This is a genomic window from Allobosea sp. ASV33, from assembly GCF_016428755.1.
Lineage (GTDB): Bacteria > Pseudomonadota > Alphaproteobacteria > Rhizobiales > Beijerinckiaceae > Allobosea.
In genome coordinates this window covers 15,556-41,342 of sequence record NZ_JAELTI010000041.1, presented here as the reverse complement: position 1 = coordinate 41,342, position 25,787 = coordinate 15,556, and the positions used below count along the sequence as shown (strand labels likewise).

Annotated in this window: 22 protein-coding genes; 14 read left to right on the top strand and 8 right to left on the bottom strand. The window is 66.2% G+C overall.

Annotated features, from left to right (window positions below; genetic code table 11):
• On the bottom strand, positions 1-2,736 hold a 2,736-nt coding region (locus tag JHD80_RS13980), incomplete at its 3' end, for an aminotransferase class III-fold pyridoxal phosphate-dependent enzyme (RefSeq protein WP_199088304.1).
• A 317-nt stretch (positions 2,737-3,053) separates the two neighbouring features.
• A complete protein-coding gene (gene argH / locus JHD80_RS13975) occupies positions 3,054-4,472 on the bottom strand; it encodes an argininosuccinate lyase (RefSeq protein ID WP_248311547.1) in 1,419 nt (472 codons plus the stop codon).
• Positions 4,473-4,622: 150 nt separating this feature from the next.
• On the opposite strand from argH, the gene JHD80_RS13970 reads away from it, so the two are divergent.
• From JHD80_RS13970 to JHD80_RS13960, 3 genes are read left to right on the top strand one after another with little or no spacing between them, the layout of a single operon-like run.
• A complete protein-coding gene (locus JHD80_RS13970) occupies positions 4,623-5,738 on the top strand; it encodes an aminotransferase class I/II-fold pyridoxal phosphate-dependent enzyme (protein WP_199088302.1) in 1,116 nt (371 codons plus the stop codon).
• A gap of 8 nt (positions 5,739-5,746) precedes the next feature.
• Complete coding sequence (locus JHD80_RS13965) at positions 5,747-6,364, top strand: helix-turn-helix transcriptional regulator (RefSeq protein ID WP_199088300.1); 618 nt, start codon at positions 5,747-5,749, stop codon at positions 6,362-6,364.
• Complete coding sequence (locus JHD80_RS13960; protein WP_199088298.1) at positions 6,357-7,313, top strand: Rossmann-fold NAD(P)-binding domain-containing protein; 957 nt, start codon at positions 6,357-6,359, stop codon at positions 7,311-7,313. The genes JHD80_RS13965 and JHD80_RS13960 overlap by 8 nt, the downstream gene beginning before the upstream one ends.
• Positions 7,314-7,488: 175 nt before the next feature.
• Here the strand turns inward: JHD80_RS13960 and JHD80_RS13955 are convergent, their stop codons facing one another.
• Entirely contained in the window at positions 7,489-8,598 is a 1,110-nt protein-coding gene (locus tag JHD80_RS13955; RefSeq protein WP_199088296.1) for an aminotransferase class I/II-fold pyridoxal phosphate-dependent enzyme, read from the bottom strand.
• A 276-nt stretch (positions 8,599-8,874) separates the two neighbouring features.
• Between JHD80_RS13955 and JHD80_RS13950 the strand changes: the two genes are divergently transcribed.
• Positions 8,875-9,153: a hypothetical protein gene (locus JHD80_RS13950; RefSeq protein WP_199088287.1), complete on the top strand. Its 279-nt coding sequence runs from the start codon at positions 8,875-8,877 to the stop codon at positions 9,151-9,153.
• A 206-nt stretch (positions 9,154-9,359) separates the two neighbouring features.
• On the opposite strand, the gene JHD80_RS13945 is transcribed toward JHD80_RS13950, so the two are convergent.
• Positions 9,360-10,781, bottom strand: coding sequence for an amidohydrolase (locus tag JHD80_RS13945; protein WP_199088285.1), 1,422 nt, complete (start codon positions 10,779-10,781; stop codon positions 9,360-9,362).
• A gap of 429 nt (positions 10,782-11,210) precedes the next feature.
• On the opposite strand from JHD80_RS13945, the gene JHD80_RS13940 reads away from it, so the two are divergent.
• Positions 11,211-13,613, top strand: a complete 2,403-nt coding sequence (locus JHD80_RS13940; RefSeq protein WP_199088283.1) for a transketolase-like TK C-terminal-containing protein — start codon at positions 11,211-11,213, stop codon at positions 13,611-13,613.
• A gap of 229 nt (positions 13,614-13,842) precedes the next feature.
• Here the strand turns inward: JHD80_RS13940 and JHD80_RS13935 are convergent, their stop codons facing one another.
• A complete protein-coding gene (locus tag JHD80_RS13935; RefSeq protein ID WP_199088281.1) occupies positions 13,843-14,148 on the bottom strand; it encodes a hypothetical protein in 306 nt (101 codons plus the stop codon).
• Between the two features lie 89 nt (positions 14,149-14,237).
• A complete protein-coding gene (locus JHD80_RS13930; RefSeq protein WP_199088279.1) occupies positions 14,238-15,341 on the bottom strand; it encodes a hypothetical protein in 1,104 nt (367 codons plus the stop codon).
• Between the two features lie 456 nt (positions 15,342-15,797).
• Between JHD80_RS13930 and JHD80_RS13925 the strand changes: the two genes are divergently transcribed.
• From JHD80_RS13925 to JHD80_RS13915, 3 genes are all read left to right on the top strand, one after another.
• On the top strand, positions 15,798-16,832 hold the full coding sequence (locus tag JHD80_RS13925) for an aspartate-semialdehyde dehydrogenase (protein ID WP_199088277.1): 1,035 nt from the start codon (positions 15,798-15,800) through the stop codon (positions 16,830-16,832).
• 145 nt (positions 16,833-16,977) lie between these two features.
• Positions 16,978-17,910 carry a DMT family transporter gene (locus JHD80_RS13920; RefSeq protein WP_248311546.1) on the top strand — a complete coding sequence of 311 codons (933 nt, stop codon included), beginning with the start codon at positions 16,978-16,980 and terminating at the stop codon, positions 17,908-17,910.
• Between the two features lie 118 nt (positions 17,911-18,028).
• Complete coding sequence (locus tag JHD80_RS13915) at positions 18,029-18,529, top strand: histidine kinase (RefSeq protein WP_199088268.1); 501 nt, start codon at positions 18,029-18,031, stop codon at positions 18,527-18,529.
• A gap of 10 nt (positions 18,530-18,539) precedes the next feature.
• On the opposite strand, the gene JHD80_RS13910 is transcribed toward JHD80_RS13915, so the two are convergent.
• Positions 18,540-19,223, bottom strand: coding sequence for a TetR/AcrR family transcriptional regulator (locus JHD80_RS13910; protein WP_199088266.1), 684 nt, complete (start codon positions 19,221-19,223; stop codon positions 18,540-18,542).
• A 149-nt stretch (positions 19,224-19,372) separates the two neighbouring features.
• Between JHD80_RS13910 and JHD80_RS13905 the strand changes: the two genes are divergently transcribed.
• The 5 genes from JHD80_RS13905 to bfr all read left to right on the top strand — a co-directional run bounded on the left by JHD80_RS13905 (position 19,373) and on the right by bfr (position 24,021).
• Positions 19,373-20,569 (top strand): HlyD family secretion protein, encoded by a 1,197-nt coding sequence (locus JHD80_RS13905; RefSeq protein WP_199088264.1) that lies wholly within the window; start codon positions 19,373-19,375, stop codon positions 20,567-20,569.
• A gap of 203 nt (positions 20,570-20,772) precedes the next feature.
• The gene (locus tag JHD80_RS13900) at positions 20,773-22,362 is read left to right on the top strand and encodes a DHA2 family efflux MFS transporter permease subunit (protein WP_199088262.1); all 1,590 of its coding nucleotides are present in this window, start codon (positions 20,773-20,775) and stop codon (positions 22,360-22,362) included.
• A 228-nt stretch (positions 22,363-22,590) separates the two neighbouring features.
• Entirely contained in the window at positions 22,591-23,124 is a 534-nt protein-coding gene (gene irrA, locus JHD80_RS13895; protein WP_199088260.1) for an iron response transcriptional regulator IrrA, read from the top strand.
• On the top strand, positions 23,121-23,408 hold the full coding sequence (locus JHD80_RS13890; protein WP_199088259.1) for a (2Fe-2S)-binding protein: 288 nt from the start codon (positions 23,121-23,123) through the stop codon (positions 23,406-23,408). Before irrA ends, JHD80_RS13890 begins: the two co-directional genes overlap by 4 nt.
• A gap of 118 nt (positions 23,409-23,526) precedes the next feature.
• Positions 23,527-24,021 (top strand): bacterioferritin, encoded by a 495-nt coding sequence (gene bfr, locus JHD80_RS13885; protein ID WP_199088251.1) that lies wholly within the window; start codon positions 23,527-23,529, stop codon positions 24,019-24,021.
• 111 nt (positions 24,022-24,132) lie between these two features.
• Here bfr and JHD80_RS28700 read toward each other — a convergent pair whose 3' ends face one another.
• Complete coding sequence (locus JHD80_RS28700) at positions 24,133-24,813, bottom strand: cold-shock protein (RefSeq protein ID WP_282568392.1); 681 nt, start codon at positions 24,811-24,813, stop codon at positions 24,133-24,135.
• A 329-nt stretch (positions 24,814-25,142) separates the two neighbouring features.
• Here JHD80_RS28700 and JHD80_RS13870 point away from each other — a divergent pair, with 329 nt between their 5' ends.
• Positions 25,143-25,757, top strand: coding sequence for a GNAT family N-acetyltransferase (locus tag JHD80_RS13870; protein ID WP_199088243.1), 615 nt, complete (start codon positions 25,143-25,145; stop codon positions 25,755-25,757).
• Positions 25,758-25,787 lie beyond the last annotated feature (30 nt).

Sequence of the window (25,787 nt, the reverse complement as noted above, 5' to 3'; positions counted from 1 at the left end):
CAGCGCGCGCATGCCGGCGAGCAGCTTGTCGCCCATCGCCTTGGCATTGGCCGAAAGCCCTTCCTCCTCGACGATGTCGAGCACCTCGGCGGCGATGCGGCAGGAGAGGTTCGAACCGCCGAAGGTCGAGAAATACTCGGGACCTTCCGCGAAGCGCTCGGCGATGGCGCGGGTGGTGATGACCGCGCCGATCGGGTGGCCGTTGCCGAGCGGCTTGCCGAGCACGACGATATCAGGTTGCACGTCCTGCTGCTCGAAGCCGAAATAATAGTCGCCGAGACGGCCTAAGCCCGTCTGCACCTCGTCGGCGATGCAGATGCCGCCGGCGGCACGGATGCGTTCGTAGACCGCGGCGAGATAGCCGGGCGGCGGGATGATCTGGCCGCCGACGCTCGGGAAGGTCTCGGCGATGAAGCCCGCGACCTTGCCGCCGCGCGCAGCGATGGCCGCGAGCGCGCCGTCGACCTGCTCGGCGTAGTGGAGCGCCCGGTCGGGGTCGTCACGGCGGAAGCGGCCGCGATAGTCGTCGGCGACATCGACGAGCTGCACCCAGGGCTTGCGGCCGCCCATGTTCGGCTTGTTGAACTTGTAGGCGGAGATGTCGATCGCGCCGGTGGTGTTGCCGTGATAGCCGTGATCGGGCGTGACGATGTCGTAGCCGCCGCTCGCCGCACGGGCGAGGCGCAGTGCCAGCTCGTTCGCTTCCGAGCCGGAATTCACGAAGAAGCAGACCTCCAGCTCTTTGGGGAGCTTTGCGGTCAGGCGCTCGGCCAGAGCCATCGGCGCCGGGTGCAGGTAGCGCGTGTTGGAGTTCATCCGCGCGAGCTGGTCCATCGCGACCTTGCGGATGCGCGGATGGGCGTGGCCGACATGCGGCACGTTGTTATAGGCGTCGAGATAGGGCCGGCCCATCGCGTCGAAGAGATGATGGCGCCAGCCGCGCAGGAAGGTGATCGGCCGCTTGTAACTCAGCTTCAGATTGGCGCCGAAGCGGGCCTTGCGCTCGGCCAGCAACGCGGCCTCGTCGATCGCCTGATAGGCGACGACATCGTCCGGCAGGTTCAGCAGGGCGGCGGGGTTCGGGCAGATCGCCTGCCAGAGCGCCCAGTCGTCGGGATCGGCGACGCCCGGCCAGTCATGGCCCATGCCGTCCAGCGTCAGCGCGAGCTGGAAATGCAGATGCGGCTCCCAGCCGCCATTCTCCTCGGCCGGACCGAGCCTGGCGAAGGCCTCGCCGGCGGCGATCTCCTGGCCTGGCTTCAGCTTGGCCGCGCCGTCCGCCGCGAGATGGCCGTAGAGCGTGTGGAAGACGTCGCCCGCGGGCGTGCGGTGCTCGAGGATGACGACGCCGCCATAGTCGAGATGGCCCTTGCGGTTCTCCGCCAGCGCGACCTTGCCGGCGAGAGGCGCACGGACGGGCTCCCCGGCCGGGCCGAAGACATCGACGGCCATATGGATCGTGCGCCGGTTCGAGGCGAGCCAGCGGCCCTTGCGGAAGGCCTTGTCGGTATAGACCAGCCGCGGCTCGCCATATTGGCCGAGCCACCACTGCGAGGTGATGCCGAGCCCGGTGCCGAGATTGCGGGCTTCGTCGGCGCGCAGTTCGAACGGGTTCTGCGGGATCGTCGCCTCGGCGACGCCGAGCGAACCAACGGGCAGGCCGTCGAGCGAACGGCCGAGCACGGGTGCGAAGCTGCCGCGCTGCCCGGCGATCCAGCCTGCGATGCGGCCGGCGGCATCGGTGACCGGCAGGCCGCAGGCATTGCGCAGGCGCGCGCCCATCAATTCGCCGTCGATGGCCGGGTTTTCGAGCAGGCGCCAGGCCGGAGCCTGCGAGATCGTGACATAGGGGTCGTTCGGGCGGCCCTTGGCCTCGATCGTCGAGTTCACGACGCTGACCGCGAGGCGCATCCGGACGAGCGGCCAGATCAGGCCGATCTCCTCGGCGCTCAGCGGAGAGACGCCGTGATAGCCGGCGACGAGGGCCGCGAGCGCCGCTTCCGGTGTTTCGTGGTCAAGGATGGCATAGGCCGCGGCGATGGCGATCTCGCAGACGCGCGGGCCATTGGTCATGTCGCCGAAATCGATCAGGCCGCTGATGCGGGCGGGTTCGCCGAGGCGCGGCTCGACGAGGATATTGAAGTCGTTGAGGTCGTTATGGATGGTCTGGCGCGGCAGCTTGTCGAGCGCGGGCTTGAGGGCCTCGAAGGCCGCGACGATGTCGGCCACGAGCGCACGGCGCGAGCCTTCCAGCACCTCGAGATGCGGCTTGATCCAGGCGGCCTCGGTCAGGTCCCATTTCGCCGCATCCGGTGCTGCCGTGACCTTGAAATCGCGGAGCGCAAGGTCGAGCCGCGCGGTCAGCGCGCCGAGTTCGGCGAGGACTGAGTGCGGCTGCGGCCCGGCTTCGCCCATCGGGATGCCCGTGAAGGCGCACTGGACCCAGACCATGCGCTGCTGGCCCTGGGCATCCGGCACGTTTTGCCAGAAACTCTTGCCCTCGGCGGGGAGGAGGCGCGGCAGTGGCAGCGTCGGATCGGCCGCGAGCGCATGACTGATCGCGGCGCATTGCTGGTCGACGAGGGCGGGCTCGCCCTGCGGGCGCATCGCCTTGACGATGACGTCGCCCTCGCTGGTCCGGCCGCGGAAGTTGAGATCGTATTCGCCGCCGAGCTGCCGCAGCCCGCCAGCGATGCCGAACTGCTCGGCCACCCCACGCAACCAGACGTGTTCCATCATCTCTCCCCCGCCGCCGAGCTGCATGGCTCCGCGCTCGTTTCCTCAGGCCCGGTCGAATCGACTGGCGCCGTCATCCATAGCCAGAAAGCCGGCCGGTTTGCTCCCGCAAAGTTTGCGGGGCGGCGGCCGCCGGGTTGCGTGGGGCGAGGGCGACTTGGATGCTTTCGATCTGCCGCCCCGTTTGTCATTCCGGGGCGCGCCGGAGGCGTGAACCCGGAACCCACGACCGGGTGAGACATCCTGTGGTCCGTCGCGGGCTGCTCGCCCAGTCGTGGATTCCGGGTTCTTCGCTGCGCGAAGCCCCGGAATGACAACTAGGCCTGGATCGGCTCGCCGGACAGCCAGCGCTGCTTCGCCCGCTCGATCGCCTCGCGGACGGTGTCCGGCGCGGTGCCGCCATAGCTGCGGCGGCTGCGGACCGAATGCTCCGGCGCCAGCACCTCGAACACCGCTTCGCTGATCCGGGGATCGACCGAGCGCATGGCGTCGAGGTCGAGCGCCTGCAAGGTGCAGCCCTTGGCCTCGGCCAGCGCGACGACCCGGGCGGTGATGTGATGGGCGTCGCGGAAGGGGATGCCGGCCTCGCGCACCAGCCAGTCGGCGAGGTCTGTCGCGGTCGGGAAGCCGCGGTCGAGGAAGGCGCGCATACCCTCGGGGCGCACGGTGAGATCGCGGATCATGCCGGTGGTGGCGGCGACGCAGAGCTCGACCGTCTCCAGCGCGTCGAACATCGGCTCCTTATCCTCCTGCATGTCCTTCATGAAGGTCATCGGCAGACCCTTGACCATCACCAGCATGCCGGTGAGCGAGCCGACGACGCGGCCGGTCTTGCCGCGTACCAGCTCGGCGGCGTCGGGATTGCGCTTCTGCGGCATGATCGAGGAACCGGTGGTGAAGGCGTCCGAAAGCGCGATGAAGCGGAAGCCGTCGCTGCACCAGAGCGTGATCTCCTCGTTGAGGCGCGAGAGATGCACGGCCAGCATCGAGCAGCAGAACAGCAATTCGCAGATATGGTCGCGCGCGCCGACCGAATCCATCGAGTTCTCGGTCGGCCGGGCGAAGCCGAGCTCGGTTGCAGTGAACTGCCGGTCGATCGGGAAGGCGGTGCCGGCGAGCGCGGCGGCGCCGAGCGGCGAGACATTGGCGCGCTGGCGCGCGCCGGCCAGGCGCTCCCGGTCGCGGCCGAACATCTCGACATAGGCCATCAGGTGGTGGCCGAAGGTCACGGGCTGGGCGACCTGCATATGGGTGAAGCCCGGCATGATCGTATCGGCATGCTCGCTCGCCCGCTCGATCAGGGCCTGCTGCATGTTGCGGATGGCGCCGTCGAGAGCATCGATCGCGTCGCGCATCCAGAGGCGGACATCGGTGACCGCCTGGTCGTTGCGGCTGCGGGCGGTGTGCAGGCGCCCGGCCGGCTCGCCGATGATCTCCTTGAGGCGGGCTTCCACGTTCATGTGGATGTCCTCGAGGTCGATGCTGAATTGCAGCTCGCCGCGGTCGATCTCGCCGCGGATCTGGTCGAGCCCGGCCTGGATGCGCTCGTTGTCGGCGCTGGCGATGATGCCCTGGCGGGCGAGCATCGCGGCATGGGTCTTGGACGCGGCGATGTCCTGCCGATAGAGCCTGTAGTCGAAGCCGATCGAGGGATTGATCCTGCGCATCACATCGGCCGGAGCCGTCGTGAAGCGGCCGCCCCACATCTTGTTGGCACCGGGGTTCTGGTCGGACATGATGGGCTCTCCGGGAGCGGCTTTGACGTCGCCGACATGGATAGCGATCGCGATTTGGACTGTAAATTCCAAAATCGACCTTGACGTCTAAATCATGCTCATCATACTCGCAGGCAGATGCGGCGGATCGGCCGGCGCGGGACGGGCAGCATGAAGATCGAAGAATTCACCCTGGAGCGCATCCAGTCGCTCTACGAGAACACTGTCGAGTTCAATCTCTCGGATAGCGGCGTCCATCCCTATTCGCTGAACGAATTGCTCAGCCCGGAGCAGCGCGCGAAGCTGATGGAGGTCGAGCTCGGCTATGGCTGGACCAATGGCGCGGTCGAATTGCGCGAGGACATCGCCAAGCTCTATCGGAAGCGGACTTCGGACGAGGTGATCGTCACCAATGGCTCGGCCGAAGCCAATTTCCTGATGGTGATGTCGCTGATCGAGCCGGGCGACGAGATCGTCGTCTTCGTGCCGAACTACCTGCAGATCTGGGGCTGGGCGCGGGCGATCGGCGCCACCGTCAAGGAAGTGAAGCTGCGCGAGGAGCTGGGCTGGACGCCCGATCTCGACGAGGTTCGCCGTGCCATCACGCCGCGTACCAAGCTGATGACCATCTGCAACCCGAACAACCCGACCGGCAGCCTGCTGTCGCGCGAGACGATGGATGCGCTGGTCGAGATCGCCCGGGCGCAGGGCTGCTATCTCCATGCCGACGAGGTCTACAAGGGCGCCGAACTCGAAACCGACGAGCCGCCCAGCTTCGCCGATCTCTACGAGAAGGCGATCGTCACCAGCGGGCTCTCCAAGGCGATGGCGCTGCCCGGCCTGCGCATCGGCTGGCTGGTCGGCCCGGCCAAGGACATCTACACCGCCTGGCAGAACAAGGACTACACCTCGATCACCACGAGCGCGCTGAGCGAACATATCGCCCGCATCGTCGTGCAGCCGGGCAAGCGCGCCGAGATCCTGCAGCGGAGCAAGACCATCCTGCGGGAGAACCTCGCGCTGCTCACCAATTGGGTGAAGGCGAACGAGGAGTTCTTCTCCTTCGTGCCGCCCAAGGCCGGCGGCATGGCCTTCATCAAGTACAGCCACTCGATGAACTCGACCGAGCTGGTTCACCGTTTGCGTGAGGAGCGCGGGATCATGCTGCTGCCGGGCGACGTCTATGGGATGGACGGCTATATCCGCATAGGCATCGGCGCGCCCGGAGACCATCTCTCGGCCGGGCTGGAGCGCTTGAGCGACTATCTCAAGTCGCAGCCGCGCTAGGCTTACGCATGACGCCGGAACTCGCCCCCTATCTGCCGGTCTGCGATGCGGTGGCGCTGCTGTTCCGGCCGCATGCCGAGGTCGTCCTGCATGATTTGGGCTCGCAGAGCGTCGTGCATATTGCCGGCAATTTCTCGCAGCGCGTGCTGGGCGAGCCGTCCCTGCTCGACGAGATCGGCTTCGATCCGAATGAGACGATCATCGGTCCCTATGAGAAGGTGAACTGGGACGGGCGGCGGCTGAAATCGATCAGCATCGTGCTCTCGGCCGGGGCCAAGGCGATCGGCGTGCTCTGCATCAATGTCGATGTCTCGCAGTTCCATGCGCTGATGCAGACACTCCATGCCTTTGCGACGGTGCCGGCCGGTGCCGAGAAGCCGCAGGCGCTGTTCAAGGAAGACTGGCACGAGCGCATCAACGAGTTCGTGCAGCAATGGACGCAAAGCCGCGGCCTTGCCGTGACCAGCCTCAGCCGGGCCGAGAAGCGCGAGCTGGTCGCGGACCTCGCCGCCAACGGTGCCTTCGGTGGCCGCAATGCCGCCGCCTATATCTCGCGCATCCTCGGGCTCGCTCGCGCGACCGTCTACAACTACCTCAACCAGGCCAACGAGACCCCGGATGCTTGACCTGTCGCGTGCGGAGATCGAGGCCGCCGTCGATCTCGACCGGGCCTTCATCGCGCTGGAAGAGGGGTTCAAGGCGGCGGCTGCCGGCCGGGTCCAGATGCCGCCGGTCGGCTATCTCGGCTTCCCCGCGCATAATGGCGACTGCCATATCAAGTTCGGCCATATCGCCGGCGATTCCGTTTTCGTCGTGAAGATCGCGACCGGGTTCTACGACAATCCGGCCAAGGGCCTGCCGACGACGAGCGGCATGATGATCGCGCTCTCGGCCGAGACCGGCGCGGTCGTCGCGATCCTGCGCGACGAGGCTTGGCTCACCGATCTCAGGACGGCGCTGGCCGGGGCTATCGCGACGCGGGCCGGGATGCGGGCCGATGCGCGCCGGATCGGGATCGTGGGTGCCGGCACGCAGGCACGTTTTCAGATTCGTGCCGCCGCGCATCTGCTGCGCGAGCGCGAGCCGCTTTTTGCGGTATGGGCGCGTTCGCCGGAGAAGCTTGAAGCGCTGAAGAGCGATCTTGCGGGGGAGGGGATCGTTATCGAGCCGGTGGCAGAACTGGAAGCGCTCTGCGCGCAATCGGATGCGCTGATCACGGTGACGCCGGCCGCCGCTCCGATCATCCGCGACGACTGGATCAGGCCGGGCACGCATATCACGGCGCTCGGTGCCGATGCGCCGGGCAAGCAGGAGCTGGACAGCGCGCTGGTGGCGCTTGCCGATACGCGGATCGCGGATTCGCTGGAGCAGAGCCTCGACCATGGCGAATTCGCCGCCGCTGCCAAGGTCGGGCTGATCGATGCGGGCGATTGCGTCGAGCTGGGGGCGGTGCTGGCAGGGGACGTGCCGGCGCGGCGCTCGAACGACGATATCACCATCGCCGACCTCACGGGGATCGCGGTGCAGGATATCGCGATTGCGCGGGTGGTGCTGGACGGGATCGGGCGTCGATAGCGCCAGCAGTCTTTGAATGTTTCGCTAGAACCTCATCGTCATCCCGGACAAGCCGCGTCAGCGGCGCCGATCCGGGATCCATCGGAGGGTGTGGCGCTTTATGATGGATCCCGGGGCAAGCCCGGGATGACGGTGTGGTTCCGGAGTGCCGTCGAATGCCCTGAGGGCTCTTCAGTCAGCCCTTGCACCGCGCCAGAAACCGATCCATTCGCGCCAGCCCGTCGCGCAGTACTTCGGTCGGGACGCCGATGCCGATGCGGATGTGTTTCTCGATGCCAAACCAGCTCCCGGCGACGACGAAGACGCTCTCCTCCTCGCGCAGCTTCTGAGAGAAGACTTCGGAGGGCATGTCGAGCGGATAGCGCAGGAAGGCCATGCCGCCGGCCTGCGGGCGCCGCCACGACCAGTCGTTATGCTGCGCCATCCATTGCGCCACGAGATCGGAATTGCTGCGCAGCAAATCGCGGCCGCGCGCGAGCAGGCGGCCGCGCGTTTCCGGCCGCATCACCTCCTCGGCGAGGATCTGGCTGAGGATGCCGCTGCCGATCGTGGTGTAGTCCTGCCGCTCCGCTGCCGATGCGACGACTGCTTCCGGTGCGACGATCCAGCCGAGGCGCAAGCCGGGGCAGGCGAGGGATTTCGACAGGCTCGAGGTCACCACGACCTTGGGATAGCTGCCCCAGAGCGTTTCGGTCTCGGCCTCGTCGATCTCGCCGCCGCGATAGATCTCGTCGACCATGAGCCAGGCGTCGTTACGCCGGGCGGCCTCGACGAGCGCGGCGCGGCTTGCGGCCGAGAGCACGCTGCCGGTGGGGTTAGCGGGATTGGTGACGGCGATCGCCTTGGCGCCGGCGGCGACCTTGGCGAGAACTGTGGGATCGATCTGCCAGTCGCTATCGCCTGAGAGTTCGAGCCGGCGGATGTCGAAGCCGAGCGCGCGGCCGAGCCCGTCGATCTGCATGAAGTTCGGCAGGGCGAAGACCAGGGCGTCGCCGGGCTCGAACAGGGCCATCAGCGCAATCATCGTCGCCTCGGAGGAGCCGTTGGTGACGAGCACGTTCGCGGCGGTCGCGCCCGGATACCACGAGGCGATGTTGGCGCGCAGGTCCGGCCGGCCATCGGTCCAGCCATAGCCGAGCGGCTGCTTCAGCAGGTCGCGCGCGGCCTCTTCGCCCAGGATATCCTCGATCGACCAGGGATGGACGCCGCTCTCGGTCAGGTTGATCTCGACGTCGTTCTCGAAGAGCGTCTGGTTCCGCTCCATCTGGAAAATGTCGAACTTCACGCGAGCCTCCGCCTTGCGGTCTGTCGCTTGCCGCCGGGGCGGCAAGGCTGTGACGGTCATCTGTGCAGATGGGAAAGGAACGGGTCAAGGCAAATTTGGACAGTAAGTCCAATTTGGACTGATTGTTTATGTTCGATCGCCGTCGGGTTCGTAGCGTGCTCGTCACACGGAATTCCGAAGGTGAGCGGGTGGCCAATCCGGCCTCGGATTTTCTCTTCGCCTTGCCGGGAACCGCGGCCGCCCTATATCCGTTGGCCAGCCATGTTTGAATCGCCGATGCCTACTTCGAATTTCCGCTTTCCCGGTGTCCTGAACTCCCAGGAGCTGCTCGTCGCAGAAGCCGTTCAGGCCAGGGCCTGGGCCGCGATCGGACATGACAGCAGGATCGATGCCGAGCTGGAGAGCGAAGCGCGCGACCGGCTGGGCCGCATCATCCTGCGGCTGATGTCGAACGCGTCCGACTCCGTTTCGGATCTCACATCGGCTGCCGTCGCCGAGTTCAAGGCGACCCGCCCGGCGATCCGCGTCGAGCTGTCGGGGCCGCAGGGCGGCTAAGCCTTCCAATTCCCAAACGAAACCCGCGGGTCATCCCGGGCGACCGAAGGGAGACCCGGGATCCATTCCGGAACGGTTCAGGCATGGATCCCGGATCTCCGCTTCGCTGCGTCCGGGATGACCCGCGCTTTGGGCTGAGATGGCTGCCAGAATGAGTGAGGTAGGCCTCACTCATTCTCAAGCTGCGTTGTGTCTAGTCCGCCCGCTCAATGAGCGGCCATGTCGAGCGGCGGCTCGACATCGTCTGTGATCGGGTTGGCAAAGGGGTTCTTGGCGCGGAAGGCGGCGAACTCGTCCTTGGCCGCCTTGAGCAGGGCGGGATCGTTCAACACGTCCGAGGCGACGCCGGCCATGGTCTTGGCCGCGAGCGCCAGGCCCTTGTGCGCGGCCGGGGCGAGGCCCTGCGCGACGAGCTGCCAGGAATGGCCGGGCGTGCCGATCGCGTAGCAGGCGGTGCGGCACTGCACGGTCGGGACGACCCAGCTCACCGTGCCGACATCGGTCGAGCCGACGGAGGTATCGTTGCCGGCGCCGAGCGGATAGATCTCGTCGCTCAGTGCCTCGCCCTCCTTCGGCTTCAGGTCGAAGCGGCCATAGGCGGCGGCGATGTCCTGCGGGCTCAGCGTCTCCTGGAATTTCGCGGCGAAGGCATGGTCGGCGGCGTCGAAGCCGGGGCCGCCCAGCGCCAGCAGATTGGCCTGCATCGCTTCTTCCAGCGGGCGGTTGCCGACGAGATTGGCGTCGCCCGAGAGCTGCTTGATCGCGACCGTGGTCTCGCTCATCAGGGCGCCGCCCTCGGCGATCTTCTTCACGCGGGCGACGAGCTCCCACATCTCACTGAGCGTGGCGGCGCGGATGAGCTGGCGCGTCGTCGCGGTGGCCTGCACAACATTGGGGGCGATGCCGCCGGCATTGATGATCGCGTAATGCACGCGCGCGGTCGATGGCATGTGCTCGCGCATGTAGTTCACGCCGATATGCATCAATTCGACCGCGTCGAGCGCCGAGCGGCCAAGATGCGGCGCGGCGGCGGCATGCGAGGCGCGGCCGGAGAAGGTGAACTCGATCTCGACGCAGGCCAGCGAGAAGGCGCGATTGACGCCGTTGAACGAGGCGGGGTGCCAGCACAGCGCGATATCGACATCGTCGAAGGCGCCGGCGCGCACCATGAAGCCCTTGGCCGAGCCGCCTTCCTCCGCGGGGCAGCCGTAATAGCGCACGCGGCCCTTGAGGCCGTTGGCGGCGAGGTAGTCCTTCACCGCGGCGGCGGCGAGCAGCGAGGCCGAGCCCAGCATGTTGTGGCCGCAGCCATGGCCGTTGCCGCCCTTTTCGACCGGGGTCTCGGTCGCATTGCCGGCCTCCTGGCTCAGGCCCGGCAGGGCGTCGAACTCGCCCATGATCGCGATGACCGGGCCGCCCTCACCGGCCTCGCCGATGACCGCGGTCGGGATGCCCGCGACGCCGGTCGTCACGCGAAAGCCCTCGCTTTCCAGCATGGCGAGGTGCTCGGCGGCCGAACGGACCTCCTGATAGTTCAGCTCCGGCATGTGCCAGATGCGATCGGAGAGCCCGAAATAGGCGGGAGCCTTGTCGTCGACCCGACGCCAGACATCCTTGCTGTTGCTCATGGAAGCTTCCTCCTGCGCGGGTCGTTCAGCCCGATTCCGTGCCGGGGTTCTGGCATGGGGCGGTGGGGGTCACAAGCGGGGCGCCCTCGGAGCCGCCTGTCATCCCGTGCGCGCTCCAGCGTGTAACGCTGCGGCGCCGACACGGGACCGCGCGACGAGAAGGCGCCTTTTCCTGAGAACGGTCCCGTGTCTGCGCAGCGGCACTGCGCGCCGCAGCGCGCACGGAATGACACCTTCATTCAGATACGCTTGCTTCTTGCCGGCTCCCCCAGCGACGGAACCGCTTGAGGCGATTGGTGGTTTCCATCGCATTGCCGGCTCACCGTAGCGGAAACCGCCAATGCCGGCTGCCGCCGCACAGAAATTTGGCTCGTTCTGCCAGTGCTTCCGTGCATGATCGGTTGAACTGGGGAGTTCGAGCCAAAATCCATGACAACAACAGATCCGCGCCTGTCGTTTCTCGCCGAGCTGGAGAAGAAAATCCTCTGGCTGGCCTCGTGGACGATCCACAACGCCAACCACATCCGCCAGAACGAGGACGGGATGAAGGTGGGCGGGCACCAGGCTTCCTCGGCCTCGCTCGCGACGATCATGACGGCGCTCTACATGGCCGCGCTGAAGCCGCAGGACCGGGTCGCGGTGAAGCCGCATGCCTCGCCGATCTTCCACGCCATCAACTATCTGATGGGCCTGCAGACGCGGGAGAAGCTCGAGAACTTCCGCGGCTACAAGGGCGCGCAGAGCTACCCCTCGCGCACCAAGGATATCGACGATGTCGATTTCTCGACCGGCTCGGTCGGTCTTGGCGTCGCGCAGACGCTGTTCTCCTCGCTGACGCAGGATTACGTGAAGGCGCATGGCTGGGCGAAGGACCGGCCGGAAGGCCGCATGGTCTCGCTGATCGGCGATGCCGAGCTCGACGAGGGCAATATCTTCGAGGCCCTGATGGAGGGCTGGAAGCACGGCCTGCGCAACACCTGGTGGATTATCGACTATAACCGCCAGTCGCTCGACGCCGTCATCCGCGAGGGGCTCTACGATCGGTTCGAGACGATGTTCCGCAATTTCGGCTGGGACGTGGTCACCCTAAAATACGGCTCGCTGCAGCAGGCCGCCTTCAAGGAGAAGGGCGGCGAGCGGCTGAAGGCCTGGATCGATTCCTGCCCGAACCAGCTCTATTCGGCGCTGACCTTCCAGGGCGGCGCGGCCTGGCGCAAGCGCCTGATGGACGACCTCGGCGACCAGGGGCCGGTGACGAAGCTGATCGAGAAGCGCTCGGATGCCGAGCTCTCGAAGCTGATGTGCAATCTCGGCGGCCACGACCTGCCGTCAATCCTGGAAGCCTTCGAGGCGATCGACCATGACCGGCCGGTCTGCTTCCTCGCCTATACGGTGAAGGGCTTCGGCCTGCCGATCGCCGGGCACAAGGACAACCATGCCGGGCTGATGACCAAGGAGCAGCTCGACGGCTTCCGCAAGGCGAACGACATCCGCCCCGGCCATGAATGGGACCTGTTCGAGGGCCTTGGCCTGCCTGAGGGCGAGATGCGGGCCTTTCTCGACAAGGTGCCGTTCTTCTCGCAGGGGCGGCGGCGCTTCTCGGCTCCGAAACTGCCGGTGCCGGACAAGCTCGAAGCTGGCATCCAGCCGGTGATGTCGACGCAGATGGGCTTCGGCAAGGTGCTGGACGATCTCGCCAAGACCGGCGGGCCATTGGCCGATCGCATCGTGACGACGGCGCCGGACGTCACCGTCTCGACCAATCTCGGGCCCTGGGTGAACCGGCGCGGGCTCTTCGCCAAGGCGTCGATGGCCGACACCTTCAAGGACGAGCGCATTCCCTCGATGCAGAAATGGGAATTCTCGCCGAAGGGGCAGCATGTCGAGCTCGGCATCGCCGAGATGAACCTGTTCATCAACTTGTCGGCGCTCGGCCTTTCGCATTCGATCTTCGGCGAGCGCCTGATCCCGATCGGCACGCTCTACGACCCCTTCATCTCGCGCGGGCTCGATGCGCTGAACTATGCCTGCTACCAGGATGCGCGCTTCATGGTGGTGGCGACGCCGTCAGGCGTCACGCTGGCGCCGGAGGGCGGGGCGCATCAGTCGATCGCGACGCCCTTGATCGGCATGAGCCAGGACGGGCTCTGCTCCTTCGAGCCGGCCTTCGTCGACGAGCTAGCCGTGATGATGCGCTGGTCGTTCGACTACATGCAGCGCGACGGCGAGGGCGATCCCGACGAGCGGACCTGGCTGCGCGACGAGACCGGCGGCTCGGTCTATCTGCGCCTGTCCACCCGTCAGGTCGAGCAGCCGAGCCGGGTGATGACGCCTGAGCTGGAGCGCGCCATCATCGACGGCGCCTATTGGCTCAGGAAGCCGGGGCCGAATGCTTCGGTGGTGATCGCCTATACCGGCGCGGTGGCCCCTGAGGCGATCGAGGCGGTGGGGCTGTTGTCAGAGGACCGGCGCGATGTCGGCCTGCTCGCGATCACCTCGGCGGACCGGCTCAATGCCGGCTGGCAGGCGGCGGAGCGAGCGCGCCAGCGCGGCAATCATGCGGCGACGAGCCATGTCGAGCGATTGCTCGGCGAACTCTCGCGCGATTGCGGCATCGTCTCGGTGCTGGACGGGCACCCGGCGACGCTGGCCTGGCTCGGCAGCGTCCATGGCCACCGACAGAAGGCGCTCGGCGTCGAGCATTTCGGCCAGACCGGCACGGTCGCCGATCTCTACCGGCATTTCGGCATCGACGCGAATGCGATCGTGCATGCGGCGAACGCCGCGGCGCCGGGGCGGCCGGTGCGTTATCTCAGGGCGTTGCCGGAGTAAGGCGCGTCTGCATGAAGTCGGGCGCGAAGAGGCGCCTCAATGAAGCGTGTCATCCCGCGCGCGCTGCGGCACGCAGTGCTGCTGCGCAGATGCGGGACCGCCTTCAGAAAGAAGCGCCTTCTCGTCACGCGGTCCCGTGTCTGCGCAGCAGCGTTTTACGCTGCAGCGCGCACGGGATGACAGGCGCCCTTCAATAAGGCGTCCTTCAATAAAGCGCCTTAGGCGACTGTCAGAACCGCGGTGTCGCGAAGGTGTTCGCGAACGGGTTCGTGCCCGCGCCGATGCGGCCGGGCAGGGTGCCTTCGCCGTAGAGCTCGCCCGTGCTGGCATAGACCGGCGAAGCCGACATGTGCTGGCTGGCATAGCGGTTCAGCGAGCCGACGGGCACGACGTTGCCGGGATCGAGATAACTGCGCTTCTGCACGGTGACGCGCAGCGGGCCGCGGCGGTTCTGGGCTTCGGCGATGCCGGCCATGACGGTCGAGGCCGTCACGGCGACGGCGAGAATGGCGGCAACGCGCTTGAACGACATCATGACGGCGATCTCCGGGAGCGGACTGATCCACTCGATGTAAGCATCGAAAAACCGGCGCAAAGACTAGCACCGCCTCGTTAACAACTTTGTTAGCGGTTGCGGCGGGGCTTCTTGGCGCGGCGCGGACGAGGCTCGGTCGCGGGCTCGGCCGCTGCCGTCTTCATCCGCAGGGCTGGCATCGTGCCGTCGGCGTCGAGCCAGGACGTCTTGCGGCCGGTCGCCGAGAGGCGCGGCGTGGCGCAGCCCGGCTGGCGCCGGAGTTCGCTGCGGGCGAAGGCGGCGCGCAATTCCGGCTCGGCGCCGGCATTGGCGAGGTCGAGCCGGTCGATCAGGCAAGTCAATTGCTTGCGGTCGCTGGGCTTGGCGCCGGCGCACCACCAGCCGCTCATCGCGAAAGGCGCATCGGGGCCGACCGTCCGGAAGGCGAGGCAGGCGCGGCTCTCGCTGCCGTCGCCAAGGACGATATCGGCGGTTTCGAGCGGGCCGAAGCGGGTCTCGATCGCGGCCGGCGTGCCGCCGCGCTCGACGGCGAGGCTGCGCAGCGCAGCGGCGTGAACCAGCGCGACGGTGAAGGAGCCGGTGCCGGCGGCGTTGCCGTCACCCGTCTTCAGACGCAGCGAGAGATGCGGCGCGGAGCCTGCGAAGGAGCCGAAGCTCAGGAGATCCTCCCGCTGGCCTCCCTCCCGGCTGCGCCGGGCTTCGATCGCAGGCGCCTCGCGGCCGAGCTCGGGCGCCTCCAGATTGAAGATCGCGATCGGGCGGGAGATCGCCACCCAGTCGGCCTCGGACGTCCCGAGGAGCGGTCTGCGTCCCACAGCCATGGTCTGGGTCGTGGCTGCTGCGACGGGCGATGACAGACTGGCGAGCTGGGTCCGGCCTTCGCCGCTGCCGGACAGGCCTGTGACCAGCGCGGCTGTGAGGCTGACGCCGACGAGCGCTGCCGCAACCCGCCAGGCGAGAGCGCCCGGCAGGCCAAATCCGCCGCGCGGTATGAGGCGGCGGCCGATGCGGCATGCTGCGCGGAACGCGGCCTCGATGCGGTCGGCGCTGGTGATCAAGGACGGGACGAGATCGATGGCGGCGGCGCGCCTCCAAGCGCTGCGGCAAAGCGTGCCGGCGCGGGACAAGCCATGCCGGAGCCGCAGCAGCAGCGGCCGAAGCCGCGACATCAACTCGTTCGAACGCAAACGCAACCCGTCACTCCCGCGCGAGGCGATGGCCACGCAATCCTCACTCAGGCGGGCAGGCTGAACCGCCGGAGTCGCCGTCGGGTTACCGGGCAGGGGCGATCGACCGACAGCGTGAACGGGAGGTCAACGAGCACGGTTAATGGGCGACGCCGCGCGCGACTATGAGGAGGAGATTGACTTTTTGCCGTTGCCGGTGTTCTGACAGGTGTGTGGTGCAAGGTTGCGCCGCCTAGCGACGCTTTCAGCCCTTCGGGATTGGCTCTGTGACTGTCCGTCTGACGACGACGAAACTCACGACCAAAACGACGACCGGGAAAACCGGCCTGTCGCGCTGACGCTTCGCCTCGGTTCCGGGTCCATCTCCCCCCGGCGGGGAGAGATCGCCGAACCCGCCCGAAACCGGTGCGGGGCGGCCCCCAAAGGGAGACCCGAACCGCCTTATCCGCAAAGGATCACATCATGAGCTTCAAGGTCGCAGTCGTCGGAGCAACCGGCAATGTAGGCCGCGAGATGCTGGACATTCTCGCCGAGCGCGCCTTCCCCGTCGGCGAGGTCGTGGCGCTCGCCTCCTCCCGCTCGGTCGGCACCGAGGTTTCCTTCGGCGACAAGACGCTGAAGTGCAAGGCGTTGGAGCATTACGACTTCTCCGACACCGATATCTGCCTGATGTCGGCGGGCGGCGATGTCTCCAAGGCCTGGTCGCCGAAGATCGGCGCGCAGGGCTGCGTCGTCATCGACAACTCCTCGGCCTTCCGCATGCACCCGGACGTGCCGCTGATCGTGCCCGAGGTGAACGCCGCCGCCGCTGCCGGCTTCACCAAGATGAACATCATCGCCAACCCGAACTGCTCGACCGCGCAGCTCGTCGTGGCGCTGAAGCCGCTGCACGACAAGTTCGGCATCAAGCGCGTCGTCGTCTCGACCTATCAGTCGGTCTCCGGCGCCGGCAAGGAAGGTATGGACGAATTGTTCAACCAGACCCGCGCCGTGTTCTCGGCCGGTGAGGTGACCACCAAGAAGTTCCCGAAGCGCATCTCCTTCAACCTCATCCCGCAGATCGACGTCTTCATGGAAGACGGCTTCACCAAGGAAGAGTGGAAGATGATGGTCGAGACCAAGAAGATCCTCGACAAGAACATCAAGCTGACCGCGACCTGCGTGCGCGTGCCGGTCTTCATCGGCCATTCCGAGAGCGTCAACATCGAGTGCGAGAAGCCGGTTACCGCCGACGAGGCGCGCGAGGTGCTGCGCACCGCGCCGGGCATCCTGGTGATCGACAAGCACGAGCCCGGCGGCTACATCACCCCGCATGAGGCGGCCGGCGAGGACGCGACCTATATCTCGCGCATCCGCGAGGACGCGACCGTCGAGAACGGCCTCGCCTTCTGGTGCGTCTCGGACAACCTGCGCAAGGGCGCGGCGCTGAACGCGGTGCAGATCGCCGAGGTTCTGGTCAACCGCAAGCTGATCCAGCCGCGCAAGCAGGCGGCCTGAAGCAAAATCATGCCGCTCGACCCTGTCCGGAAACGGGCAGGGTCACCGGCAACGTTCATGCGCATGGGCGGGTGACCGTCTTTGCGTGTGGATATGCGAGGCAAAACGGCTAAGGCTTGAGCATCCTTGCGCGTGAACCGAGCCCTTGCCCAACGCTCCCCTTCCTGAACCGCCGGTCGTCGCCCCGCAGGACGGCAAGCCGCTGCGCATCGACAATTCCGCGCGGGGCATCGCGCTTCTGCTGCTCTCGTCGATTTTCATGTGCAGCGGCGACATCGCCTCCAAATATCTCGCGACCACCTTGCCGGCGTTGCAGATCAGCTGGATGCGCTACGGCACCTTTGCCGCGATCATGCTCGTCACAATCTCCTTCACCGGCGGCTTTCGCAGGATGAGCACGCGCCGGCCCGGCCTTCAGGTGCTGCGGGCTCTGGGCGTGACGATCTCCTCGATCCTGTTCGTGGCCGGGCTGCACGACCTGCCGATGGCGGATGCGACCGCCACCTCCTTCGTCTCACCGCTCTTCGTGACGGCGCTGTCGATTCCGATCCTGGGCGAGATCGTCGGCTGGCGGCGCTGGTTCGCCACCATCGTCGGGCTGATCGGCGTGCTGGTCGTGGTGCGTCCCGGCGGCGAGGGCTTTCACAGCGCGTCGTTCTTCGTGCTCGGCTCGTCGTTCTTCTGGGCCTTTTCGCTGATCGTGACCCGGATGATGAGCCGCACCGAAATCCCGGTGGTGACACTGGCCTATTCCGCCACGATCGGCTTCGTCCTGCTCTCGTTGGTGGTGCCGTTCAGCTGGCAGGCCCTCGATCCCAAGGCGATCCTGATCGGCCTTTTCATCGGCAGCATCTCGACGATCGGGCATATTTTTCTGATCCAGGCTTTCCGCTATGCGGATGCCTCGCTGCTGGCGCCCTTCGCCTATTCCCAGCTGCTCTGGTCTTCGATCTTCGGCTATCTGGTTTTCGCGGCGATCCCGGATATCTGGACCTATGTCGGCGCGGCGATCATCGCCGCTTCGGGGTTGTATACGGCGCATCGCGAGCGCATCCGCGCCAGGCAGGTCGCCGGCTGAGAAGCGCTAACCAAGGATCGCGATAGCGCTGCCACCTCGCATGAGAATGCGTGGCATGGCGGCGATGTTGTCGTAGGGTGACGTTACGCCACTTGGCGCCTCTTCCCAGGAACGACCGATGCCGATCCATCTCGCACGCGCGGTTCTTGCCGCCAGCCTTTTCCTGCTGCCCGGGCTCGCAAGCGCCAAGACCTATTCCATTCCCGATCCCAATCCCGTCGCGGTGATCACGATGCCGGACGATTGGGAATCCACCGAGATCGACAAGGGCGTCGAATCGACCTCCGACGACGAGGCCGTCTACATCTCGGTCGAAGTGACCGAGCTGAAGGACGCCGCGCAGGCCATCGCCGAGGCGGTCACCTGGCTGAAGAGCAAGGGCGTCGTCGTCGATCCTGCGACGCAGGAGAAGAAGCCGTTCTCCAACAATGGCATGGAAGGCGTCCAGGTGCAGTGGACCGGCAAGGACGAGGACGGCCCGACCCATGTCAGCCTGACCTTGCTGCAGGTCACCGAGACCAAGGGCCTCGTCGTGACCTACTGGGCCTCGCCCGAGGGCGAGAAGGAGAACCTCAAGGATCTGGCCTCGATCATCGACAGCCTGAAGGCGCTGAAATAACGCGTCGCGGTCAGCGTGGGGCCGGCGCGGTGCCGGTCCCGCGCCCATAGCGCGCCATGAACATCGCGATCGCCTCGCCGACGACGCGGTTGATTTCCTCGTCGCTCGGGGGCGTGCGGACGGCGTTGAACAGGCGGGGGCGCGTCAGCGTCGACTGGCAGAGGTCGAGGAACTGCACGGCGGCGAGATAGGTGTCGTCGATCGCGAGCTTGCCTTCGGCCACCATCCGATCGAGATAGCCCGCGATCAGCTTCGAGCCCAGCATCGGACCGTTCTCGTAGAACTCCCGGCCGAGATCGGGCATGCGCTCGGCCACGCCGATGACGACGCGGTGCGCACTGACCGCGAGATCGCCGTTGATCATCCTGACGATGCAGAGCCCGAAGCGGCTCAGGGCCCGCACGGGATCGGAATCCTCGTTCAGCGCCTCGATCGCGCCGCGCTTCTGGATCTCGCGCTCGCGCTGGATCAGGTCGACGAAGAGATGCTCCTTGTCCGCGAAATAGACGTAGAGCGTGCCCTTCGAGACGTTCGCGGCGGTGGCGATGTCGCTCATGCTGGCGGCATCGAAGCCGCGCGAGGTGAACACCTGCAGCGCGCCGTCGAGAATCTGGCGGCGCTTGTCGGGGTCGGTGCCGGCGATGCGGCGATTGCGGGGGCCCGTCTTTACCGGGGCTTCAGAGATTTCCGACATTGTGTTCCGGCCCGGTCTGCGGGCCCTGCATGGCGACTGCGAAAAAAGAATCGAACCAATCGGTTCGATTTGACTTGATATGCATCATTGCCCGCGCTATTTCAAGCGCAATCGAACCGAGCGGTTCGAATTGACATGCAGGACGCCCAATGTCTGCTGAGACCGCATCCGAACATCGCCGCGACCGGCTCAAGCTGGTCGACGCCAAGGCCGAGACCGCCCAGCCGGCCGAACCCACAGCCCGCGACGCGCAGGCGAAGAGCGCCCCTCCCGAGGCGACAGAGGCCAAGGCCAAATCAGGAAAGAGCCCCTTGAAGCGCGGCGCGCTGTTGCTGGTGGCCGCGGCTGCCGTCGGCGCCGGGCTCTGGTACGGCATCGACTGGTGGCGCAATGGCCGCTTCATCGTCTCGACCGACGATGCCTATGTCGGCGCCGAGATGGCGACGATTTCGGCCAAGCTCTCCGCCAATATCGCGACCGTCTCGGTGCGCCAGAACCAGGAGGTCAAGGCCGGGCAGCCGCTCGTCGCGCTCGACGACGGAGACTGGCGGATCGCGCTGGAAAGCGCCCGCGCCAAGACCGCGACGGCGCAGGCGACGCTGGCGCGCATCGACAGCCAGGTCGAGGCGGCGCGCGCCGCCCAGCTGCAGGCGCAGGCGCAGCAGAATTCGGCCGAGGCGGCGGTGACGCGCACGGCCGCGGATTTCGAACGTGCCAGCAGCCTCGCGGCCAAGTCCTACGGCTCTCAGGCGACGCTCGATGCGGCGACCGCAGCCCGCGACCAGGCGATCGCCGCGGTCGCGAGCGCCAAGGCCGGCGTCGTGCAGGCGCAGGCCAACATCAAGGTGCTGGAAGCGCAGCGCATCGAGGCCGCCCGCCAGATCGACGAGCTCAAGGTCGCCGAGCAGAAGGCCGAGCGCGATCTCTCCTTCATGAAGATCGCCGCGCCGATCGATGGCATCGTCGCCAACACCAATATGCAGATCGGCGACCTCGTCGGTGCCGGCAAGCGCCTGATGTCGATCGTCCCGCTCGACCAGGTCTATGTCGACGCCAATTTCAAGGAGACGCAGGTCGGGCCCCTGAAGACCGGCGACAAGGCGAGCATCACCGTCGATGCGCTGCCGGGCCAGGTCTTCCATGGCACGGTCAGCGGCATCGCCGGCGGCACGGGCTCGGTGTTCACGCTGCTGCCGCCCGACAACGCGACCGGCAACTTCACCAAGATCGTGCAGCGCGTGCCGGTGCGCATCATGCTCGATCGCGAATCGACGGCGAAGCATGTGCTGCGGCCGGGCATGTCGGTCGTGGTCTCGATCGACCCGCGACCGGATGCGCAGCGCTGATCAAGCGCCATTGATGAAGCGGGTCATCCCGCACGCTCTGCGGCACGACGTGCTGTTGCGCAGATGCTGGACCGCGAGACGAGAAGCTACCGGCTCCCGCCGCTGTGAGGGCGCCTCTTTCTGATGACGGTCCCGTGTCTGCGCAGCGGCATTCCCATGCCGCAGCGCGCACGGGATGACACCCCGAGGAAAGGTAGGCCGCCATGGCCACCGCGACCCTGAATCCGGGCGCCGGCGCCAAGCCCGCCGAAGACGCCATCCCGCTTCGCCGGATCTTCGCCTTCATGGCGATGGTCTTCGGCATGTTCATGGCGATCCTCGACATCCAGATCGTCTCGGCTTCGCTCGCCGAAATCCAGGCCGGCCTGTCGGCTTCATCTGACGAGATCGCCTGGGTCCAGACGGCCTATCTGATCGCCGAAGTCATCATGATCCCGCTGTCGGGCTATCTCAGCCGGGCGCTGTCGACGCGGGTGTTCTTCTCGATCGCGGCCGCGGGCTTCACCATCTCCAGCGTGCTCTGCGCCCAGGCCTCCTCGATCAACGAGATGATCCTGTGGCGGGCGGTGCAGGGCTTCATCGGCGGCGGCATGATCCCCGGTGTCTTCGCCGCGGCCTTCACGATCTTCCCGCCGTCGAAGCGGCCGGTCGTCTCGCCCTTGATCGGCCTCGTCGCGACGCTGGCGCCGACCATCGGCCCGACCGTCGGCGGCTATCTCAGCCATGCCTTCTCCTGGCATTGGCTGTTCCTCGTCAACGTGGTGCCCGGCATCGGCGTGACCATCGCCGCCTGGACGCTGATCGATTTCGACAAGCCGGACCACAGCCTGATCAAGCGCTTCGATTGGCTAGGGCTTGCCGGCATGGCCGCCTTTCTCGGCAGCCTCGAATATGTGCTGGAGGAGGGGACGCGGCTGGACTGGTTCCAGAGCCATGAAATCGTGTTCTTCTCGGTCGTCATGGTCTTCGGCGCGGTGCTGTTCTTCTGGCGGGCGCTGACGCGCGACGATCCGCTGGTCGATCTTTACGCTTTCAGGAACCGCAACTTCGCCTTCGGCTCGCTGTTCTCGTTCTGCATGGGCATCGGCCTCTACGGCCTGACCTATCTCTACCCGGTCTATCTCGGGCGCATCCGTGGCTATGACGCGCTGATGATCGGCGAGACGATGTTCGTCACCGGCCTGTGCATGTTCTTCACGGCGCCGGTCGCCGGGCGGCTCTCGGCCAAGCTCGATCCGCGCATCATGATGATGATCGGTTTCGGCGGCTTCGCCGTCGGCACATGGTGGGCCTCCTTCATCACCTCCGATTGGGATTTCTACGAGCTCCTGATCCCGCAGGTGCTGCGCGGCTGCTCGCTCATGCTGTGCATGGTTCCGATCAACAATGTCGCGCTGGGCTCTCTGCCGCCGCAGCAGCTCAAGAACGCGTCGGGCCTCTACAATCTCACGCGCAATCTCGGCGGTGCCGTCGGGCTCGCCATCATCAACACGCTGCTGAACACGCGCACGGACCTGCACATCACCCGGCTGCACGAGATGGTCGTGGCCGGCCGGCAGGTGGCGGAGGAGGCGATCGCCAACACGGCGCAGCGCTTCATCGACTACGGCGATGCGGCGCAGACCATGGCGCTGGCCCTGGTCAACCAGCGCGTTCGTAAGCAGGCGCTGGTCATGGCCTTCGGCGACGTCTTCATCGGCCTGACGGTGATCTTCGGCAGCCTGGTCCTGATGTCGCTGTTCCTGAGCAAGCCGCCGAAGCCTGTCGCGGGCGCCGGAGGGGGCGGCCACTAGGCTTGCCCTGCGTTTGCCGCGGCCTCCGTCGGTTTTGGCTGCGCTTTCATGCATCCCCCACGCATCGAAAAGCGCGGCATTCACGGCGATGTGCTGTGGGCGCTGCCCGTTGTCGCAGGCGCGAAGATTGACATTCGGCTGATGGTTTGCCAAATATGATAACAATATCAGTAGTTTAGATGTTTTCTAAACTACGCTGCCGAGGTTCGGCGTGTGGAAGGCGTTACGATGAGCGTTCTGGCGAGCAAGGCTCAGGATCACAAGCCCGTGGCGGGCGATCATATCCCGTGGCCGCAGAAAAACCCGACGAGCTGTCCGATCAGCGCCGTGAAGGCGCGCCTGCGGACGGCGGGCCTGCGCCCGACGCGCCAGCGCATGGCTTTGGGCTGGCTGCTCTTCGCCAAGGGCGACCGCCATGTCAGTGCCGAGATGCTCTACGAGGAGGCGCTGCGGGCCCGCGAGCCGCTCTCGCTCGCGACCGTCTACAACACGCTGCGCCAGTTCTCGGAAGCCGGCCTGCTGCGCCAGGTCTCGGTCTCCGGCCCCAAGACCTTCTTCGACACCAACGTGTCGGAGCACCACCATTTCTACAACGAGGACGACGAGACCGTCACCGATATCCCGGGCTCGATGATCCAGGTCGCCGGCCTGCCGGATGCGCCCGAGGGCATGGTGATCTCCTCGGTCGAGGTCATCGTCCGTCTGCGCAGCGCCGATGGCGAGGAAATCGAGACGAAGCGGGTGGTGGGCCACCACGCGTGATCGTCTGCTCCTGCAACGTCCTGTCCTGCGGCCAGATCAAGGGCACGATTGCTGCCGACGGCAGCGGCCCCCGGACGGCCGGCGAGGTCTATGACTGTCTGGGCTGCAGCCCGGATTGCGGACGTTGCGCGCGTGAGGTTCGGGCCTTGCTGGCCGAGGCTCGCGCGGTCTGCGCGACGCAATGCGGCAGTTGCGCCAGCCGCGAGATCGAATGCGCCGTGCATGTCTCCGTCGGGCGCATGCTCGACGGGATCGAGTTCGGCGAGGAGAGCGTGGCGGCCTGAGGCCGGCGCTCCCATGGCGGCCCGATCAAAAGCGGTAGGACCGCTTTTTACCCCTTCACTTCCGGAAGAAGCCCGTCTACATTAGTATTATTCTAATGTAGATTGCGGAGTGCACCCGATGAAGGGCGATAAGAAGGTTATCGAGTATCTCAACAAGGGGCTGCGCTCGGAGCTCACCGCCATCAACCAGTACTGGCTGCATTATCGCATGCTAGACAACTGGGGCCTGAAGGAGATGGCCAAGACCTGGAAGAAGGAATCGATCGAGGAGATGGTCCATGCCGACCGCTTCGTCGACCGCATTCTCTTCCTCGAAGGCTTCCCGAACCTGCAGACGCTCGACCAGCTCCGCATCGGCGAGACCGTCAAGGAAGTGATCGAGTGCGATCTCAAGGCCGAGGTGGAGGCCCGCTCGCTCTATCAGGAAGCGGCGAAATATTGCCGCGAGGTCGGCGATTACCCGTCCGAGGACTTGTTCAAGGCCCTGATGAAGGATGAGGAAGGCCATATCGACTTCCTCGAGACGCAGCTCGACCTGATCGCGCGCGTCGGTATCGAACTCTACACCCAGAAGCATATCGGCGGTCTGGAAGGCGACGACCACGAGCACTGAGGCGGTTGAGTTGCGCCGCTCCGGCGGCGCGCCTCCCGTCGTTTCGGTCATGCCAAAAGAAAAGGCCCGCCGGATGGCGGGCCTTCGTTATTTCAGCGAAGCTGCGGGCGATCAGATGAAGCTGACGTCGGCAGCTTCCGGACCCTTGCGGCCGGTGCGGATCGAGAAGCGCACGCGCTGCCCGTCCATCGGCGGCTGCAGGCCGCTGCGGCCCAGCGACGAGACGTGCAGGAACACGTCCGGGCCGCCCTTGTCGGGGGCGATGAAGCCGAAGCCGCGGTCCGAGTTGAAGAACTTCACGGCGCCGTCATAGGGGCCTTCGACCGGGCCGCTGTTGCGATCCTGGAAGCCGCCGCCGCGCGGGCCGCGATCGCCGCCGCCGAAGCCGCCGCGATCCCCGCCGCCGTAGCCACCGCGGTCGCCACCGAAGCCGCCGCGATCCCGATCGCCATAGCCGCCGCCACCGCCGAAATCATCGCGCGGAGGACGGGGCGAGAAAGCGCGGGGTGCCGGCGCGGTCTGCGTCGCCGTCGAGGCGTCGATCTCATGGACAGCGACGACCTGAAGGCCGCGGCGACCTTCGCCGAGATCGGCAACGATCGTCGCGCCGGGCAGCAGGTCCTGCTGATCGAGCGGGCCGATGGCCGAGACATGCAAGAAGACATCGCCCGAACCGTCGGAGGGCGATGCGAAACCGAACCCCTTCTCGGGGTCGAACCACTTGACCTTGGCTTCAATGTTTTCGTGCGTGACGAAAGGCTGAGCAGCGGGAGGCTTGCGACGATCGAACATGGATCTTCAAATATGAGTGACCGGGAGCACGCAACTTAGCGCATGCCGGGCGTGCCGTCATCGGGGTCAACGCGAAATTATTGCACGCCATTTTACGGCGCAATAGTGGTTTTTTCGGTTGCCCTACCTAACGTCACATGAGGCCTTTGTCATGCATGTGGTGCATGTAACTGCGCGGTTATCGCTCGATTTTTCCGCTGGGTCGGCGAAAATGCCGCAGGTCGCGCTCTTGCAATCGCGCGCCGACAGTACGATGTCTGTGCCGAGTTAGGGAAGACAACGCCTCCTGGTCGGTTAGCGCGGCACTTGCGCAGTTCAGGAGATGACAATTGGTCCGTTCGCGACAATCCGGCAAAAGAGCCGGCGATGGCGTGATCCGGCGGCTGTGGCCGACGGAGCGCGATCTGTTCAGAGAGCATCTGCTCAGGCTCGACCCCGTGACGCGCCACCAGCGCTTCGGCACGGCGGTGAATGACGAGTTCCTCGAATCCTATGCCAGGACGACATTCAATGTCGGCGGCCTGGTCTATGCCTATGTCGTCGACGGCGTGGTGCGCGGGGCGGCCGAATTGCGCGGCCTCGACGACATCATCGCGCTGACCGGCGAGGCTGCGTTCAGCGTCGAGACGCCGTGGCGGCGCCGTGGGGTCGGTTCGCAACTGTTCGGCCGGCTGATCACGGCGGCGCGCAATCGCGGTGTCCGCACGCTCTATCTGACCTGCCTGCCGGAGAATACGGCGATGCGCCGGCTCGCCGCGAAGTTCGAGGCCGATCTCGTCGGCGGCTATGCCGATGTCGAGGGCGTGATCGCGACCGGGGCTGCGACGCCCTTCACGATCCTCGACGAGGCGCTCGACAACGCCAAGGGCTTCGCGACGATGGCCCTGTCGATCCAGAAGAGCTTCTGGCCGAGCACGCTGCTGGCCCGGACCTTCGGAGCTTGAGCCTCGAACTCACGGCCTCTGTGCCGGCCT

Bases quoted from the DNA above. Each gene is read 5' to 3' on its own strand.
- argH (WP_248311547.1), bottom strand. From the start codon at position 4,472: ATGTCCGACCAGAACCCCGGTGCCAACAAGATGTGGGGCGGCCGCTTC.
- JHD80_RS13970 (WP_199088302.1), top strand. From the start codon at position 4,623: ATGAAGATCGAAGAATTCACCCTGGAGCGCATCCAGTCGCTCTACGAG.
- JHD80_RS13965 (WP_199088300.1), top strand. From the start codon at position 5,747: ATGACGCCGGAACTCGCCCCCTATCTGCCGGTCTGCGATGCGGTGGCG.
- JHD80_RS13960 (WP_199088298.1), top strand. From the start codon at position 6,357: ATGCTTGACCTGTCGCGTGCGGAGATCGAGGCCGCCGTCGATCTCGAC.
- JHD80_RS13950 (WP_199088287.1), top strand. From the start codon at position 8,875: ATGCCTACTTCGAATTTCCGCTTTCCCGGTGTCCTGAACTCCCAGGAG.
- JHD80_RS13945 (WP_199088285.1), bottom strand. From the start codon at position 10,781: ATGAGCAACAGCAAGGATGTCTGGCGTCGGGTCGACGACAAGGCTCCC.
- JHD80_RS13940 (WP_199088283.1), top strand. From the start codon at position 11,211: ATGACAACAACAGATCCGCGCCTGTCGTTTCTCGCCGAGCTGGAGAAG.
- JHD80_RS13935 (WP_199088281.1), bottom strand. From the start codon at position 14,148: ATGATGTCGTTCAAGCGCGTTGCCGCCATTCTCGCCGTCGCCGTGACG.
- JHD80_RS13925 (WP_199088277.1), top strand. From the start codon at position 15,798: ATGAGCTTCAAGGTCGCAGTCGTCGGAGCAACCGGCAATGTAGGCCGC.
- JHD80_RS13915 (WP_199088268.1), top strand. From the start codon at position 18,029: ATGCCGATCCATCTCGCACGCGCGGTTCTTGCCGCCAGCCTTTTCCTG.
- JHD80_RS13910 (WP_199088266.1), bottom strand. From the start codon at position 19,223: ATGTCGGAAATCTCTGAAGCCCCGGTAAAGACGGGCCCCCGCAATCGC.
- JHD80_RS13905 (WP_199088264.1), top strand. From the start codon at position 19,373: ATGTCTGCTGAGACCGCATCCGAACATCGCCGCGACCGGCTCAAGCTG.
- JHD80_RS13900 (WP_199088262.1), top strand. From the start codon at position 20,773: ATGGCCACCGCGACCCTGAATCCGGGCGCCGGCGCCAAGCCCGCCGAA.
- irrA (WP_199088260.1), top strand. From the start codon at position 22,591: ATGAGCGTTCTGGCGAGCAAGGCTCAGGATCACAAGCCCGTGGCGGGC.
- bfr (WP_199088251.1), top strand. From the start codon at position 23,527: ATGAAGGGCGATAAGAAGGTTATCGAGTATCTCAACAAGGGGCTGCGC.
- JHD80_RS28700 (WP_282568392.1), bottom strand. From the start codon at position 24,813: ATGTTCGATCGTCGCAAGCCTCCCGCTGCTCAGCCTTTCGTCACGCAC.